This window comes from Bacillus sp. JST-5 (assembly GCF_057747715.1).
On sequence record NZ_JBYLHW010000030.1, the window covers coordinates 1 to 17776 of the forward strand.

Annotated in this window: 17 protein-coding genes and 1 pseudogene; 3 read left to right on the top strand and 15 right to left on the bottom strand. The window is 32.5% G+C overall.

The window, feature by feature from the left end:
* Positions 1–285: 285 nt before the first annotated feature.
* Positions 286–597 (bottom strand): thioredoxin family protein, encoded by a 312-nt coding sequence (locus tag AC3ASS_RS07795; protein WP_488282957.1) that lies wholly within the window; start codon positions 595–597, stop codon positions 286–288.
* Positions 584–1618 (bottom strand): PTS sugar transporter subunit IIC, encoded by a 1035-nt coding sequence (locus tag AC3ASS_RS07800; RefSeq protein WP_488282958.1) that lies wholly within the window; start codon positions 1616–1618, stop codon positions 584–586. Before AC3ASS_RS07800 ends, AC3ASS_RS07795 begins: the two co-directional genes overlap by 14 nt.
* Before the next feature lie 1031 nt (positions 1619–2649).
* Here AC3ASS_RS07800 and AC3ASS_RS07805 point away from each other — a divergent pair.
* Positions 2650–2811 (top strand): annotated as a pseudogene (locus AC3ASS_RS07805) (HAMP domain-containing protein); the annotation flags it as partial.
* Positions 2812–2967: 156 nt separating this feature from the next.
* Complete coding sequence (locus AC3ASS_RS07810) at positions 2968–3903, top strand: methyl-accepting chemotaxis protein (protein WP_488282986.1); 936 nt, start codon at positions 2968–2970, stop codon at positions 3901–3903.
* 123 nt (positions 3904–4026) lie between these two features.
* Here AC3ASS_RS07810 and AC3ASS_RS07815 read toward each other — a convergent pair whose 3' ends face one another.
* The 3 genes from AC3ASS_RS07815 to AC3ASS_RS07825 all read right to left on the bottom strand — a co-directional run bounded on the left by AC3ASS_RS07815 (position 4027) and on the right by AC3ASS_RS07825 (position 6425).
* On the bottom strand, positions 4027–4542 hold the full coding sequence (locus tag AC3ASS_RS07815; RefSeq protein ID WP_488282959.1) for a hypothetical protein: 516 nt from the start codon (positions 4540–4542) through the stop codon (positions 4027–4029).
* 262 nt (positions 4543–4804) lie between these two features.
* Positions 4805–5317, bottom strand: a complete 513-nt coding sequence (locus AC3ASS_RS07820) for a DUF84 family protein (protein WP_488282987.1) — start codon at positions 5315–5317, stop codon at positions 4805–4807.
* 34 nt (positions 5318–5351) lie between these two features.
* Positions 5352–6425, bottom strand: coding sequence for a M42 family metallopeptidase (locus AC3ASS_RS07825; RefSeq protein ID WP_488282960.1), 1074 nt, complete (start codon positions 6423–6425; stop codon positions 5352–5354).
* Between the two features lie 186 nt (positions 6426–6611).
* Between AC3ASS_RS07825 and AC3ASS_RS07830 the strand changes: the two genes are divergently transcribed.
* Positions 6612–6929 (top strand): hypothetical protein, encoded by a 318-nt coding sequence (locus AC3ASS_RS07830; protein WP_488282961.1) that lies wholly within the window; start codon positions 6612–6614, stop codon positions 6927–6929.
* Between the two features lie 73 nt (positions 6930–7002).
* Here AC3ASS_RS07830 and AC3ASS_RS07835 read toward each other — a convergent pair whose 3' ends face one another.
* The 10 genes from AC3ASS_RS07835 to AC3ASS_RS07880 all read right to left on the bottom strand — a co-directional run bounded on the left by AC3ASS_RS07835 (position 7003) and on the right by AC3ASS_RS07880 (position 17546).
* On the bottom strand, positions 7003–7845 hold the full coding sequence (locus AC3ASS_RS07835; protein WP_488282962.1) for a YtnP family quorum-quenching lactonase: 843 nt from the start codon (positions 7843–7845) through the stop codon (positions 7003–7005).
* 130 nt (positions 7846–7975) lie between these two features.
* Entirely contained in the window at positions 7976–9028 is a 1053-nt protein-coding gene (gene pseI / locus AC3ASS_RS07840; RefSeq protein ID WP_488282963.1) for a pseudaminic acid synthase, read from the bottom strand.
* Positions 9025–9582: a UDP-4-amino-4,6-dideoxy-N-acetyl-beta-L-altrosamine N-acetyltransferase gene (gene pseH / locus AC3ASS_RS07845; RefSeq protein ID WP_488282964.1), complete on the bottom strand. Its 558-nt coding sequence runs from the start codon at positions 9580–9582 to the stop codon at positions 9025–9027. The genes pseI and pseH overlap by 4 nt, the downstream gene beginning before the upstream one ends.
* A complete protein-coding gene (gene pseG / locus AC3ASS_RS07850; protein WP_488282965.1) occupies positions 9579–10646 on the bottom strand; it encodes a UDP-2,4-diacetamido-2,4,6-trideoxy-beta-L-altropyranose hydrolase in 1068 nt (355 codons plus the stop codon). Before pseG ends, pseH begins: the two co-directional genes overlap by 4 nt.
* A 14-nt stretch (positions 10647–10660) precedes the next feature.
* On the bottom strand, positions 10661–11386 hold the full coding sequence (locus AC3ASS_RS07855; RefSeq protein ID WP_488282966.1) for a cytidylyltransferase domain-containing protein: 726 nt from the start codon (positions 11384–11386) through the stop codon (positions 10661–10663).
* Entirely contained in the window at positions 11383–12582 is a 1200-nt protein-coding gene (pseC, locus tag AC3ASS_RS07860; protein WP_488282967.1) for a UDP-4-amino-4,6-dideoxy-N-acetyl-beta-L-altrosamine transaminase, read from the bottom strand. Before pseC ends, AC3ASS_RS07855 begins: the two co-directional genes overlap by 4 nt.
* A gap of 19 nt (positions 12583–12601) precedes the next feature.
* Complete coding sequence (locus tag AC3ASS_RS07865) at positions 12602–13546, bottom strand: dTDP-glucose 4,6-dehydratase (protein ID WP_488282968.1); 945 nt, start codon at positions 13544–13546, stop codon at positions 12602–12604.
* Between the two features lie 56 nt (positions 13547–13602).
* Complete coding sequence (locus AC3ASS_RS07870) at positions 13603–14994, bottom strand: glycosyltransferase family protein (protein ID WP_488282969.1); 1392 nt, start codon at positions 14992–14994, stop codon at positions 13603–13605.
* Positions 14995–15018: 24 nt separating this feature from the next.
* Entirely contained in the window at positions 15019–16524 is a 1506-nt protein-coding gene (locus AC3ASS_RS07875; RefSeq protein WP_488282970.1) for a hypothetical protein, read from the bottom strand.
* 23 nt (positions 16525–16547) lie between these two features.
* Positions 16548–17546, bottom strand: coding sequence for an SDR family NAD(P)-dependent oxidoreductase (locus AC3ASS_RS07880; RefSeq protein WP_488282971.1), 999 nt, complete (start codon positions 17544–17546; stop codon positions 16548–16550).
* Positions 17547–17776: the final 230 nt, after the last annotated feature.

Consider the following 17776-nt stretch of genomic DNA (forward strand, 5'->3'; position numbering starts at 1 on the left):
ATCTATCCGCCTCATTTACTCGATATGACCTTCGACAGAAAGAGCTTTGTTTTGTTATGCAAACTCACTCAATCATACCTAGCCTTATATGAGGTTCGTGTTCCTCGGACCGGTGTTTTGCCTCCAGCTTCCTTCAGATTCCGCGTCACCACGGACACCCTTGCTCTTGGCTAACCTCTACTTCTGTCTTCGGGGTTCGGGACTTACACCCTATAGTTCATGTACATGCCGGGCGCACATAAAAAGGCAGCTGCCTTTTTGCATTAGCAGCTGCTCTACTATAGACTATAGACTTTCTATGAAATTTTCAATTTCTTCTTTCGTTTTTCTCTCTTTGCTTACAAAACGACCGATTTCTTTTCCATTATGATAAGCAATAAAACTTGGAATCCCATATACATCTAATTTTTGACCTAACTCAACAAATTCATCTCGATCCACATATATAAAACGATATTCTGAATACTTGCTTTCTACTTCAGGCATAAATGGTTCAATAAAACGACAATCAGGACACCAGTCGGCAGAAAATAAAAAGATATGTTTTCCATCATTTTTTAATGACTCAAACTCTTCTACTGATTTAAGTTTTTGCATTTTTTTGGTCCTCCCCTGTATGGATTAACATATCACCAAATTTAATCCAACCTTTTTTTCTCATATATTCTGATAATATCAAACTTATCACTGCAGGACCAATAAGATGCAATATTAAAATGTAAAAAAGTACTGAAAATGAAAATCCCATTGCTTCAAATGTCATAATTTGCCCAACAAAGCCGCTTGTTCCCATACCAGCTCCAGCGGGATTGTTTAACATTGGCCAAATTGTAGTCCCAATGGGTGCTAACAACGCACCAGCTACCGTTGGTGGAATTAGTATCAATGGATTTCTAATTATATTAGGAACTTGTAACATTGATGTGCCAATTCCAATTGCCATTAATCCACCTATTTTATTTTCTCGATAACTTGAGACAGCAAATCCAATCATTTGAGCCGAACAACCAATGGTCGCTGCTCCAGCTGTAATTCCGCTTAAATCAAGCATCAATGCAATTGCTGCACTAGAAATCGGTGCAGTTAATGCCCACCCCATTAATACAGCAACAATAATTCCCATAATGATTGGTCTTTGTTCTGTTGCCCACATAATTGTTTGACCGAATCCTTGCATGATACTTTGAATAAAAGGTCCAACACCACTAGCAATAATATAACTTGTGAGAATTGTAACAAATGGTGTAACAATGATATCAATTTTTGTTTCCTTACTTACCAATTTACCTACTTCTGTTGCAATAACCGCAACAATATAACTACCTGCTGGTCCTCCAAGTTCTGCGCCTAAAGAACCGCCAATTATGGAAGAAAACAAGACTAAAGGAGGAGCTTTCAAACAGTAGGCAACAGCAACACCTATCGAAGGTCCCATCAGACCCATAGCTGCCGTTCCTAAGTCAATGAACATATCAATCTTTAATTGTTCACCTAATGTTTTAATAATTAATCCTATAATTAAAGATGAAAACAGCCCTAATGCCATATAACTTAATGCATCAATTAAATAAACTTTTGCCGAAAAGGTAATCCCTTTTCTTTTTAAGAACGCATTCAAGTTAACACATCCTTTTTGTATATTGTCCATAAATAAAGTAAACTAATGTCTTTACACTTGTCAACATTTATTTATCTTAAAATAATTCAGAATGTTCTTGTTAAGTCGACAAAATCATTCTATAATAATAGGAAATTCGACTTTCATGTAGTGCTAATGGGGGGGTTATGTTGAGTACAATTAAAGGAAGAGTCCGGTTTCTTTTTTTATTAGCTGTCGCCGGATTAATTATTTTATCCATCTTAAATATTATTTCCACTTTCATTTCAAATGATTCATCAAAAAAGAAAGACAATTTAGTTACTGCTGTATATGCTAGTAAAGACTTAAAACAACAAATGGCAACCATTCGTATTCATGAACAAGAGTATTTAAGGATTCCAAATGATACAAGAGCAAAATTGGTTCATTTAACAATTGACGATACAATAAAAAATATAAATAAATATTCCGAGCAGTTTAAATCCAATAGTGAAATAAGCAAACAATTTAAAAATGTACTTGCTGTTATGAATACATATGTAAACGAATTTGCAAAACTAGAAAAACAAAACCAAGAAATTGGTTATAACAATGTAACAGGGGTAAAGGGACAAATAGGTCGATTAGAGAGTCAACTACTTTCAAAAATTGAAAGCTTAAATAATCCCGAATTAGAAGAAAAAATGCTTTTATTAACTCTTTATAAAAACCAATATTTAGCTACAAGAACAGATGAAACATTCAATCAGTTTTCCAACGAATCTGTAAACTTGAAAGAGTCCGTTCAAAATGTTGAATCAGCGGATTCTATCATCACACAGATAAGTTCTTATCAAGATTTATTGTCCCAAGTTCATGCAACATTTAAACAAAATGAACAATCATTAATTCGTTTCGATCAAATAGCTTTTGATGTTGAACAAGAGTTAGCAAAAGTTGAAAAAAATGTACTCGAACAACAAACATTATTAAATGATTCCGTACAACAAACGAATAAAGTATTATCCATTATCAATATTAGCTTAAGCATCATTTTAACCTTAATATTAATGATTGCTGGATTTATTAGCATTAGGAAAATCATTATATCCATTTCTTCCTTAAAAAGAGGCGCGGAAACGATTGGAAGCGGCAATTTTGCCTACCGGGTTCGAATCGTTGGGAAAGATGAAATGGCTGATTTAGGGACTACTTTTAACCAGATGGCAGAAAAAGTTCAGCAGTCTTTCTTAAAAGTTCTTGAGTCTGCTGAACATTTACAATCATCTTCACAGCATTTAGCTGCCATTTCTGAACAAACAACAGCTCAAGCTAATGAAGTCAATCATGCAATTAAGCAAGTTGCTACTGGAGCAAGTGAACAAGTAATGCAATTAGAGGAAAGTACGAATATTATCCGTGATGTTGCGGCAGCTATTAATCAAACGGAAAAATTAAGTGAAGAGATTTCAGATAATGCAAGAGAAACAGCAAAAGAAGGCGAATCTGGTCTTGTAAAAGTGGAGCAATTGGAGGAAACATCCGAGAAATTTATTGAACTTTCTGCTCATGTAGCGAATCAAGTAGAATCAACTAAAAAAGAGTTTCAACGAATATCCTCCATTATAAAAACCATTGAAGAAATTGCAGAAAATACAAACTTACTAGCATTGAATGCTGCGATTGAATCAGCTCGTGCAGGTGAAGCTGGTAGAGGATTTGCTGTTGTTGCTAATGAAGTTAGAAAATTAGCGGAGCGTTCGAAAAAAGAGGCTCAAAACATCCAACAATTGATGTCAGTAATGAATAAAGAAATGGAAAAATTAGTAGCAGATACATCTAAATTTAATCACTACAGACAAGTTCAAGGTGAATCTGTAACGTTAACAAAAAATGCCTTTGTCAATATCGTTTCACATGTTAATGGAATTACCAATAAAATTGAAGAAATCTTACAAGCTGTCCAAAATGTATATAAATCTAATCAAACATTAACATCTAAAATAGATGAAATTCATTCTATTTCCGAACAATCTGCAGGTGCAGCAGAAGAAGTAAGTGCATCAAGCGAAAGCCAAATGGAAGCAGTATCGCAAGTGAATGAAGCTGCATTTGAACTAAGCAACATTTCATCCATGTTGCAACAAGAAGTTTCTCAATTTCAGTTAGTTGGTGAAGAATTTGAGGAAAATGAAGAAATTGAAGAATCAAATAACAAAACCTCTTTCCAAACATTGATCACATCATTCCAAAACGTATCTTCAAAAGTTAGTGAAAAATGGACAGTCTTAAAGAATAAATTAAAAAAACCGAATAAAAAATAAAAGCCAACAAATTCGTTGGCTTTTTTATTTGCATATAAAACATCGTCAAAACTTATTTTTTTATTAAATCATATTTATAATAACACTAAATAGAAATATGTAACTCTAACATTTACTAAGAACCTATTTTTGTTCAATGGAGGAAGCAATTTCGATCATTAATTCTGCATCAAAAGCTATCTCATCAGCATCTGTTTGAGTAGTTAATTTGACTCCTCCAACTCCCACTACTAATTCATATTCATCTTCTGCAATATCTCGAATTAACAAATATCCAAATCTACCATCTTGATCTGTAAATGTTTTATTTACACGGTATTTTTCTGTTGGTTCAAGGGTGGATTGATAGATGACTTCACTAGAACGCCCTTCATTAGGATTATAAAATAAAATGTAAACTTTCTTACCTCTTTTTAAAATGATATTGTTTTTCTTAGATTGATCAATACTAACTCCCGTTGGCATGTAAAAATTCAAACCATCGGATTCGGTATTCGGTTTCTTATGTTCACCTTTAAATAGCTCAACTACTCGTTCTTCCGCTTTTTTTTGCTCTTCTTTGATTGAGGCGTTCGAGCATGCCGATAAAATTAATCCTAAGCAAATGATTATATAAAAGATTGAATTTATTTTTTTCATAACTCCGTCCTCCCAAGAATTTGACAATAGATGTTGAGTTTATCATACCCTTCTTTTTACCTATGAATCAACACCTAATAGCAAATTTGCCTAAAGAATTTCAAAAATTTTGTCTAATTTCACTAGAAAATTGGCCAATGTTATAATAATTGTAAAATTTTGTATCTTATACTTTTCCCTTTTTTTAAAATGTTTATGTGTGAGTAATCGTTCATTTAATGAAAATAGTTAAAAAAAATGTCGGAACGTTTTGTGTTCCGACTTAATGATTTTTATAAAATTCGTATAGTCCCCTTAAATTACGGACGACATGTTCAAACATTTCTTTCCTTGAAATATAACCATTTGTAAAAACGCCAATAGCGCCTTCGTTTTCTCTTACATTCTTTTTTTGACAATATTCATCCATAACAATCCCTAATTCTTTTCCTGCTTTTAATTGGTTCGCAACTTCCGGTGGTAATAATAATCTTGCACCACCGGCAATGATTGGAGGATTATTTCTAGTAACGAGCGCTCCCCAATTGCAGAGCATTAAACCGTATTCGGTCTCATGAACCCCACCTTCTAATCCGATACCTATTTGAGCTTCACTTATTGTTAGCACATGCTTTGCTCGATTGATTGCGCCTTTTATTGTTTCTTCATCGGAAAATGGTTGATTCGATACTCCAGAAGGGACATCATAGCTTTCTATATCAAATACATCCTCAATAAATACAGATCGCACTGCTGAAATTTTAGCTTTATTTAACGATCCAATAGCTATTTTTATCAATGTTGTACCTCCAATTGGTGAAAGGGAAAAATCAACCTTGTTGTTTGATGGTTTCGACAGTATTTTTATCACAAGCTTTAACAAGTTTCACTAAAAGTTCTTTTGCTGCTAAATAATCATCTATATGAATAATAGATGCATGTGTATGAATATATCGTGAACAAATACCGATAACAGCACTTGGGACACCGTCATTGGATATATGGACTCTACCCGCGTCTGTTCCTCCTTGTGATACAAAATATTGATAAGGAATATTGTTCGTTTCGGCAATATCCAGTACAAATTCTCTCATGCCTTTATGAGTGACCATTGATCGATCTAAAATGCGGAGTAGGGTTCCTTTTCCTAATTGTCCGAATTCATTTTTGTCTCCTGTCATATCATTTGCAGGGCTTGCATCTAAAGCAAAGAAAATATCCGGCTTAATCATATTAGCAGCTGTTTGTGCTCCACGTAGTCCTACTTCTTCTTGTACCGTTGCTCCTGAATATAATGTATTTGGTAATTTTTCATTTTTTAACTCTATTAATAATTCGATCGATAGACCACAACCATAGCGATTATCCCATGCTTTTGCCAAGATTTTCTTTTTGTTTGCCATCGGTGTGAATGGACAAATTGGAACAATTTGTTGGCCCGGTTTGATCCCAATGTTTTTAGCATCTTCTTCACTATCGGCACCAATATCAATTAACATATTGGAAATTTCCATCGGCTTATTTTTCTTATCATCAGTTAATAAATGAGGAGGAATGGAGCCCACTACCCCTATAACAGGTCCGTTGTCAGTGATGATTTGAACTCGTTGGGCTAACAATACTTGACTCCACCAGCCACCTAATGTTTGAAAACGAATCATCCCATTTTTTGTGATGGACGTTACCATAAAACCAACTTCGTCCATATGGCCAGCTACCATTACCCGAGGTCCATTTTCGTCTCCTTTTTTAACGCCAAAAACACTACCTAATCCGTCTTGAATAATTTCATCGGCATATTTTCCAAGCTCTTCTTTCATAAACTTTCTTACTAGATGTTCATTCCCAGGTGCTCCAGGAAGCTCCGTTAATGTTTTAAATAATTCAAGTGTTTCTTGATTCATGAATTTCTTCCCCTTTTCTATTTCGAAAATCGAAAAAATATGTACCTCTTTATTTTACAGAATTTTTGATAAAATATCTATTTAATAAAAAGAATGTTGATGATACAAGTTGAAAATTTGTATACTGAAACTAATATATTTGGAATAACATTTATTGGATGAACTAAATTGAGGAGAGTAAAACGGATGAAAGCAAAAACGTTTTTTATTGGGGCCATCACCGGGGCTGCGGCAGGATTTTTTTCAAGCTATATCATTCAAAAAAAGGTAAAGCCTTCTGCTGAAAAAGTATTAAAAAATATCAAATTATCATTAAAAGAGGAAGGCTCCATTATTGGTTCGTGGATTTTATGTAAACCAGAAAAAATATACAAAAATCATATGGAATATGACGTTTATCAAGGTGGAGTAACTTTAATTAAAGATGGGAAACAAATTCAATATGAGTTTCAAGCCGATGCTAATACAGGAACACTAATTGAACTAAAGCGAATGAATCAATAATCGTTAAAATGGCTGTCACAAAAATCATTGTAGACAGCCAAACGAAACATTTTTTATACAAATGTACAGTTTTCTATTCAACTTTTAAAAAGTCAATAAGATTCCCTTCTTGATCCCATTTAACCGCTCTATATTTAGCATCGTGGTAAAAAAAGAACCATGCATTTTTCATTACACCTTCTGGAATCCACTTTTGTTTAGCAAAAATAGAATCCATTGGATAGTCATCGTAAGCCATTACCCATAGTACATTCTGATGAGCATGTGTAGGCATAATGTCAGCTAAATGCAGCGCAGCTTCCCCATTGGACTCAATCGATATGATGCTATGTCCGTCGCTATGTCCACCGGTATGGATCATTTTAATCTCCGGGGTAATCTCAAGTTCGTTTTCAAACGTTACGACTTGGTCTTCAATTCCTCTCCAATTTATATCCCAATATGTATTTTTCGAACGAATATTAGGATTTCTCATTTCCTCCCATTCTTTTAAAGACGTATAAATTTTTGCCCGAGGAAATACAGATTCTGTCGTTTGATCTTCTGTTAATCTCGTTAAACCACATGCATGATCAAAATGCAAATGGGTCATTAATATTCCATCAATATCATTTACCGACAATCCTAATTGAGTTAGTTCTTCTACCAGTTGAGATTCTTCTGTCACACCATAGTTGCGCTTTTGTTTATCTGTTAACTTTCCATTTCCAATTCCAGATTCAATTAAAAATTTTTGATCTTCCGTTTCTACTAAAATTGGATGGGTGAATAGTTTGATTTGATTTTTCTCATTGACTTCATATTTTTTTGACCAAAGCGGTTTCGGGACAACCCCAAACATTGCACCGCCATCTAAATGGGTAACTCCCCCATTTAACCAAGTAAGTTTAATATTTCCTACTTTTAACGTTTGCATCATATCCCCCCAGTTTGACAAATGATACATAATTTAAATTTATCATTTCTTTGAATGAAATGAAATGCTTCATTCCATTTGATAAAAATAAAAAGAACAGTCTAAAGGCAATTTCTCTAGACTGTCCTTACTAATCAATCAAATCCCAGCTTAATGGTGTACCTTTTGAAACATTTTTATTTACTTTCTTTCCTAGAAAAATATCAAAATATTTTGCTGGAAGGCCAAAACCTGGTCGAATGATCCTTAAATTTTCTTTTGTAAATACATCCCCTTTTTTCATATCTTTGCAAATATATATAGATCTTCTATATTTTAGTGATGATTCTTCTGCTTTTGTAGGTCCGTAAGAAACTTTCCCTAACGCTTGCCAAGCTCGTTCTGTTTCCTCCACTAAAGATTTCATTTCCTCTGGTTCTATTGAAAACGCTGCGTCTACTCCACCATCTGACCTTGATATAGTAAAATGCTTTTCTATAACTGTTGCACCTAATGCTACACTTGCTACGGCAACACCAATTCCTAACGTGTGGTCAGATAAACCAACTTGAACATCAAATAGATCTCTTAAATGTGGAATAGTTAGTAAATTAGTATTTTCAGGAGATGCTGGGTAGGTACTAGTACATTTTAATAATATTAAATCTTTACATCCAGCTTCTCTAGCTGCCCTAACGGTTTCATCTAATTCTGATACTGTTGCCATTCCGGTAGAGATAATCATTGGTTTCCCAGTAGAAGCTACCTTTTTAATTAACGGGATATCATTATTTTCAAATGAAGCAATTTTATACATAGGAACATCTAGTTTTTCAAGGAATTCTACTGCCGTAATATCGAACGGTGTACTGAAAGGGATGATCCCTAATTCACGAGCACGTTCAAATATTGGTTTATGCCATTCCCAAGGAGTATATGCTTGTTGATATAATTTATATAATGTATTCCCTTTCCATAAGCTTCCTTCATCAATGATTTTAAAATCAGGATTTTCCATATTTAAAGTCATTGTATCTGCTGTGTATGTTTGTATTTTTAATGCATGCGCGCCTGCTTTTGCGGCTTCCTCAACAATCTTTAATGCCCTTTCTAATGATTGATTATGGTTTCCTGACATTTCAGCAATAATAAAAGGTTTTTCATTCGGACCAATTTTTCTACCTTCTACTATTATTTCATTCATATTCTCATTCCTTCTATCAGTTGTTTTAAAATTTCTTTTTGTTTTTCCCAGTCTGTTTGAAAAATAGACATTAGTACAATATCTTCATACTGACTATTTTTTAATATTTGCTTTTTTAAAATCCCTTCAACATTAAACCCCAACTTCTGATGATAACGAATACTTGTTTCATTACTTCCAATGACTTCAGCACATAATTTTCGAATCTTTAATTCTTCAAAAATGTATTTTAATGCTAAATATCCCATGATGGTGCCTGAACCTTTTGGAGCATTTTTCTCACCAATATAAAATCCCCAATAACAAGTGCTGTTATTGTCATCAATTTTTGTGATATTCACAACACCTAGTGGAACATTTTGAAGGTAAAATATTTTCACCCTAGTTTTTTTGTCTTTTTTTACTTTTTCAAACCATTTTTTATGTTCTTCTATTGTAATTTTGTGATCATGGTACATAACTGATCGTATATGATCTTGATTTCTCCAATTAAGCACCATTTTTAAATGGGGAGAATCGATATCTCTCAATTCAGCATGTTGTAAAATACTCATGTTAATTCCTCCAAAATTGCTTGAACAACAGGGTATTGATGAACAATGTCTGGATTCACTAGTGACGAAGCTGCTTCTGAAAGTTTTCGAACTTTCATTGGATTTGATATTAGTTCTGAAACCGTGTTGAATATATGATCAGATGTCACTTCATAACTAAATCCTAAGTTAATGATGGCACCAAATTGCGAAACGTATCTTGCTAATTCCACCTGATTATCTGCAACGATAATGATAATAGAGGGAAGTCCTAAGTAACACCTTTCCCATGTGGTCGATCCACCTGCTCCAATGGCTAAATCCGCTTCATTCATAAAATCCGAAATATTTGTAACTTGACAATAAAACTTGAAATTAGAATACATATTGCACAATTTTTCAATGGACGTCTTTCTTATGTTTGATTGACCAATGATGACATTCACATTTATATCTTTATCAAGTTTTGTTAATGCGTGTATCGTTTTTTCGGTCTCATTAGTTGGATCGGTTCCTCCGAAAAATATCAAGATGCTTTTTATTTCTCCCGTTCGTTTCCGTCTTTTCTTTTCCATAAATTCATTTCTTAATAGTGCAAATTGCGGCCCTAATAACAACTTACACTCTTTTGGAACTAAATCATTATATCTATTCGTCATGTTGAAATAAAAATTTTGATCTAATAGGAGATCACAATAGTGTCTCCTATTAGCCAAATCATCAATTACCATTAATTTATTTGTTTTTCGTTTTAACGTTGATTCCCATAAATAATCTAATCCATAATGATCAACAATTAATAATTCAATCAACTGATCCCCAATAATTTTTAAACATTCCTCAGCATCTAACAACCAATGGTCCTTATACCAGCGAGTTTCTTCATCTTTTATGTCATCACCATTTAAAATATGAGTTTTATAACCTTCTTGATTAATCAAAGGGATGATATTTCCTTCAAGATTTCGACATATAAATTCAATTTGAAAGTTTTTTTTTCGAAGTTGTTCTGCCAATGTCAAACATCTCATCACGTGCCCTGTTCCCATTGAAAAAGATGAATCAACTCTAAAGAAAATTTTCATTTATCATCCACAACCTACACTTTTTTTTGCTTTACCTTAGCGTTTATCTCATACCAATCAGGATGTTCCTCTAACAATAAAAGCACGTCTCTTAATTGAAACTGTGAATTCAAAGGGTATAAATGTTCAATGATATTCTTTATTAATTGAAAATCTTCTTCGGTATCAACTGTCCAGCGATGGTGACTGTAGTCAACATCATTAGTCACGCATCCTAGATGAAAAATTTCAGGATGCTGATAAATATAAGAAGTGACATGTTCTTTATGATTAGATTCTTTCGCCTCTAAATAAACTTTCTCAAGAACATCAAACGAGAATACTTCAGTATCCATTCCTCTCGGATAAGTCCGAACTAGAGTATTAGAAACATAGTCATAATTATTTTCTAAATAATATTGAATTACTTGATCCATAACTTGTGGATCAATAATTGGACAGTCTGAAGTTAATCGCACAATGATATCAGCATTAAACAACTTTGCAGCCTCATAATAACGTGATAAGACATTTTCTTCTGAACCTCGATAATAAGGGATGGAGTGCTGATTACAAAATTGAATAATAGGTAAATCTTTTTCTTTTGTTGTTGTTGCTATGACGATTTCATCTATATATTCAGATCTTTGAACCCTTTCAATTTGGTATTTTATTAGTGATTTACCAAGAACCTTTTTCATTACTTTACCGGGTAATCTTGTCGACCCCATTCTTGCTTGTATGATTGCCACAATTTTCATTTTTTCACCTCAAAATAGTGTAAAACCTTTTCAACCCCTCTTATCACATCCTTCACATCTCTTTCATCCATTTTTGGAAAAAGTGGAAGTGTAATTATTTCTTCATATACACGTTCAGCAATGGGACATAAACCTTTTGAATAACCAAGTTTTTGATAATAAGGATGCAAATATACCGGTATATAGTGAACATTTACACCAATATTCTCTTTTTGTAGTGCGTTGAATATTTCTGTTCTTGTGGCACGTAATTTTTCCAATTTAAGTCGAATCACATACAAATGCCAACTTGATTCACTCAATGAATGTTGGTATGGAGGAATAATGATCTCACAATTTTCAAATGCCTTTGTATACATTTCTGCGATGATCTTTCTCTTTTCTAAAAATGAATCAAGTTTTTTCATTTGACTAATCCCTAACGCAGCTTGAATATCAGTCATTCTGTAATTAAAACCAAGCTCATGCATTTCGTAGTACCATGGCTGATTTTTTTCCCTTAATATTTTGGGATCTCGTGAGATTCCATGATTTCTAAAATATAATAATTTTTCATAATACTGATCATGATTAGTAGTAATAATCCCACCCTCTCCTGTTGTAATATGTTTGACCGGGTGGAAACTAAACATAGTCATATCAGCAATGGTGCCTACTTTTTTTCCATTATAAGAGGCACCCATTGCATGTGCCGCATCTTCAATAACAATAAGATTATTTTCTTTTGCTATTTTCATTATTTCTTCGTATTGGGCAGGTTGACCGGTAAAATCTACTGGAATTATTGCTTTTGTTTGTTCATTAATAAGCGGTTTAATATTTGCGGGGTTAATATTGTAGGTTTGCTCATGTATGTCTGCAAATTTAGGAATGCCTCCTAAATATAAAACTGCATTTGATGTAGCGGCAAATGTCATTGGAGTTGTAATAACTTCATCATTCTTATGAATTCCAGCAGCATAACAAGCCGCATGAAGAGCAGCTGTTCCGCTAGAAAATGCAACCGCATATTTAGCTCCAACATAGTTGGCTACCATTTCTTCAAATTCCTTAATGGTTGGTCCCGTTGTAATAAAATCACTTTTCAATATATTGATGACTGATTTGATATCGTCATCATCAATCCACTGTTGTCCATAAGGTAGAAACCTTTCTCGAACAGGTTTCCCGCCATTGAGTGCTAATTCCTCTTTCATTTATAAACCCTTCCTCTAGTTATATTAAATCCGTAGAAGCAATCCACTCCTTCGTTTTCTCTATTCCTTCTTCTAAACTATAATTAGGTTCCCAACCTAATAATTTTTTTGCTTTACTATTATCACACATTAATTTTGGAATTTCGCTTTGAGGATGAATATGGGGAACATGGATAATTTTTGATTCATCTTTAGCAATGAGTTTAGCCAATTCATTAATGGAAATGTCTTTGCCTAATCCAGCATTAATGATTTCTCCATTTGCTTGTTCACTATAGCCAGCTTGAACGACAAATCTCGCACAGTCTTCTACGTACAATAAATCTCTCGTTTGTGTGCCATCCCCATAAATATTCAATTGTTTTCCCTCTAAACTATTTTTAATAAAAATTGCGACTACTCCTCCTTCACCTCCAGTTTTTTGATATGGGCCATAAGTGTTAAACGGTCTGACAATCGTAACTGGAAGTCCATATGAATAATAGTAGGACATTACCATATTTTCTCCTGACAATTTTGACCCAGCGTATGGAGATGCAGGCTTAACAACACTCATTTCATTGATCCCTTTGTTATCATATGCTCTTTCATAAACCATACATGTACTCATAAACACCATTTTTACTCCATACATCCGACATTGTTCTAAAATATTAAAGGTCCCAATCACATCGTTTTCAAAGGTCGTTCGAGGATCGTCGATACTATCTTGAACATTTATACTAGCTGCAAGATGATAACAAAGATCATATTTATTTTCAAAAAGAGACGAAACGATATTTAAATCCTTGATATCACCAATCGTAATGTTTTTTAAATTTTTTTGATTGGTTAACCCTTTTAAATTTTCTAATCTTCCGTTAGACAAATTATCTAATATCCACACTTCATGACCGTCGTTTAATAATTGTTGGACTACCCATCGACCGATAAAACCTGCTCCACCTGTAACTAATATTTTCAATTTTTTCATCCTTTCATTAACTCGATGTTACATAAAAATTTGAATTCCTGATCATTTTAATTTATGAACGTTTGAATTAATTCGTGTAGTCTTTTCCCTGATAATGTTTGTTTCGGATACGCATATTGTAAAAAATCTTTTATTTTCTTCTCCACATCTTTTTTTACAGAATCATTGGTGAAGTATAAGTGGATTTGTTCAGCTAATTTTATAGGATCTTTTTGAACCATGTAATCAAGGGAATTGTAATAGCCTGTATAACTATCGAGATTTGAATCCATGATAAAAACTGGTTTGTTAACCAACATAGATTCTAATGCTACTGTTGAGCAATAAGAAAACACAACATCAACATTTGGCAATATATCATAGAGTTGAAAAGACTCCGTTGATCGAATAAACGGAAAAGCTTTAATAAGCGGATGGGAAGGATCATTTGGAAAATCTCTAATGATGAAATTAGCATCTATAATTTCTTTAATTGTCTGTATTAAAAGTTCCCATTTTTCTATCTGCCGAGTACTTCTAACAATTAAAAGGACTGTTGGTTTTTTGGCGTTTAATTTCAATTTTTTATAAAATTTTCTTTTTGATATTTTCGGTTTTTGAAATGCTTGGTCAAATCTTGGATGTCCTACAATAGCAAGAGAGTCTTCTTTTGCTCCATATTTCTTGTACCAATCCACTTCAAAATGACCGTATACAGCATCAATTGTGGCAATTTTAGGAATATATCCAAATTCATTTGCAATAATTCCGTGCTGTAAACAAATCGTAGGAATGCCTAATTTTGCTGCAACAAATGCCATAATTCGACCGTAATGATTTGGACTAGAGATGATTAAACATGAGACCGGGAATTTACTTAAAAAATTTTCAGCAATTCCTATTTGATTAATGGTAAAATCAATTTTTCTAAATAATATATTTTGGAATGATTTTTCCTTATAAAGAATATGGTGATTAAAATTTTCAAGAATATTTTTAGCTTCCATTTTTACTTTCACTATTGCCGGTCTCATGTTGTCCATCATATATTCCTCGCTATAGTGAATATTTAATTTTCCTTTTGATTTTTGTTCCTTCTTACCAATCTTTAAAATGATGATGTTACGAACATCAAAATGTTGAAGATAAGTTTTTTCTGGAATTCTAGTTAAATTATCCTCCAAAAATACAACCTTTCCATTTTTCACTGTATTTTTTTTAGTTTTTAAAGTTTCCATATATTGATTAAACACATGTTGGACATCCCTAGCTGTTTTTCCCTTATTTTTTAAATATGGCTGAATGGAGGAATCTCTTAAGGCATTCCAAATTGGACTTTTTCTTAATAAGCTAGGGAAGTGTATAAAGTAAGATAAAGTATATCCTTTGTAATCAAGGTTTTTAAAATCGTAAATAAAATCTAAAAGTAAAGAATAGTAATTATTGACAAACGTGTTCATTTAATTCCTCCGTACTTGGAAACGTTAATGGATTAGTTTATAAATTAATGATTTTAATCTTTTTATTGATTTTTCATTACTTGGATAAGCATGTTTAAGGAATTTTTTCCGTTTTTCTTCAGCAACCCGTCGAACATTTGCATCATTAAAATATTGATAGACTTGGCGTGCTAATTTTTCAGGTTTAGATCGAACAAATTCTCCTAGTCCCAAGTAATAATTGGTATATCCTAAGAAATTTTTATTTAGTATAAACACATGTTTTTGACATAACATTGCTTCTAGAGCAACTGTTGAAGGATAAGCAACCACTGCATCTACATGCGGTAAGATCTCATATAAATGTAAATTTAGTGTTGGCTTTACAAAAGTAAATTCTTTTGTTAGAGCATGAGGTTTTGTTGAAGGATAGTTTTTTATTAAAATGTTTACTTTCATTTTCTTAGAGATAGATTGAATAAAAGTTCGCCACTTATCAATATCATTTTCCCCTCTAACAATCATCAAAATTGTTTTCCAATTTAGATCTAACCCTAATTTTTTATAAAAAGTACTCTTAGTCATTGTTGAAGTATTTCTAATATCGTCAAATCGAGGATGTCCAATGATATCAACAGAATTGTCTGGAACTTTTAATTGAGTAAAAAAATTTTTTTCAAAGTATCCATAAACTGCATCAACTTTTGCAATTTTAGGGATAAATCCAAGTTCGCTAGCTATGATTCCATGTTGCATACAAACCGTTGGGATACCTCTTTCACTAGCAACTACTGATAAAATTCGGTTTATATAACTATGTGTTGTAGAAACAACTAAACAAGACACTTGATTTTTATTTAAGAAATTTTTTGCCATATTAATATAATGAATAACTGATTCCATTGAATTTAATAGCCATCTTTTGAATTCCTGCTCCCGATATAGTCGATGTTTACTATGAGTATTTAATATTTGGATAGCTTCCTTCTTTTTTTCTAAAACATCTGCTTCACATGGAGTGAAATAGTCCTTAAGATAAATCATTTGGTATCGTATATTTTGAAGTTCATTACTTTTTTGAATTTTTTCCTTAGAAATCGTAATCGTATCATGAACGATTACAGTTGCTTTTTTCTTTTTCCTTGTTTCTCCTATTTGATTTTTATTACTCAGGCCAATGCTATTACTATTTACTAATACGGCAAACTCTGATGAATCAAATTCGTTTACAATACTGTTGATTGGAATTCTTAACAATTTATCGAAGTGAAAGACAATTTTTCCTTTTGGTTTTTGATTCTCACCTTTTTTTGAATGAGATTCAACAAACTTGCTAAATGCTTCTTGAATCTTTGCTTTATTTTTTATTGGATTTTTAATTTGTTTAATAAATTGAGGCTGATGTAATTCGTTTATTAGTTTCTCGTTTCTTAATAAATAACTTGGTAAGTGGCATAAATATGGCAATGAAAAACCTTGATAGGTTATTTTTTCAAAATCCTTTAAAAAATCTAAATACAATGACCAATAATTCTTTTGAAAGGTATTCATTCATTCCTCCTAAAAAAAATCATTTAGATTAATTTTTCTTTCATTAATAATTCACGTAACTCTTCATAACTGAGTGGTTTTTGACTCGAAGAACTATAGGAACCTTCAACGACTTTTTTTCCATCTTGATAATTTTGATGTCTACCTTTTGGAATGACATACATATCTGGTAATTCTAACGCAATTTTTGATTCGTCAATTGTCATTAGTTCTTCATACATCTTTTCTCCTTGTTTTAAACCGATTAATTCAATTTTTACATCTTTTCTGCTAATAGAGTGTTTTTCACAATAATCGTCTATGAGAATATTAGCTAAATCTTCTAATCGAACAACTGGCATTTTTAATATGAATATTTCTCCTCCTTTTGCCTCTTTTAATGCTAACAGTATTAATTCAGTTGCTTGTTTGACTGTCATCATAAATCGAGTCATTTTTAAATCTGTTATTGTAATCTTTTGATGGTTCAATAATTGTTCTTTAAAGAGTGGAATCACTGAACCTCTTGAACCCATGACATTTCCAAAACGAACACATGCAAAAACAGTTGTTTCATTGTCAGAGTTTTGATCACTCATTGTCAATAAATTCTCAGCAATGAGTTTTGTTGCTCCATACGTATTGCTTGGCGAAATAGCTTTATCGGAACTAGTAAAAATCACTTTTTTTACTTTATTGATAATTGCAGCGTTCATCACATGATAAGTCCCAATAATATTGGTTTTTACTGCTTCTATTGGGTTCAGTTCGCAAGATTCAACCCGTTTCATTGCTGCTAAATGTATAACAAAATCTATACCCTTCATAGCTTCAACTAGCCGTTTATAATCGCGAACATCCCCAATCATGAATGTTAATTTTTCCGAGTAAGCATATTGTTCATGTAATTGATGTTGTTTAAATTCATCCCGACTTAGAATTCTTATTTCTTTTGGATCATCCATTAATAAATGTTTGATGATGCTTGTACCTATTGTCCCCGTACCACCAATTACTAAAATTCTCTTGTTATGAAAGTACACGAAATCCCTTCTTTCCAAACCATTTTAGTACTTCCTATTTTTTGTTCGTTATACATGTATATTAATTATGAAAAAAACCGTTAATGACCAAAGCCTATGAAAATAGCCTTTTTTTATATAAAACGACTTAAAATAATCAAAAAAAATTTTTCATAAAAAAATAAAACTACTTTTAACAAGTAGCTAATAACGGTGAAAATGTATTGAAATTTTTTATTCTCAATGGTTTC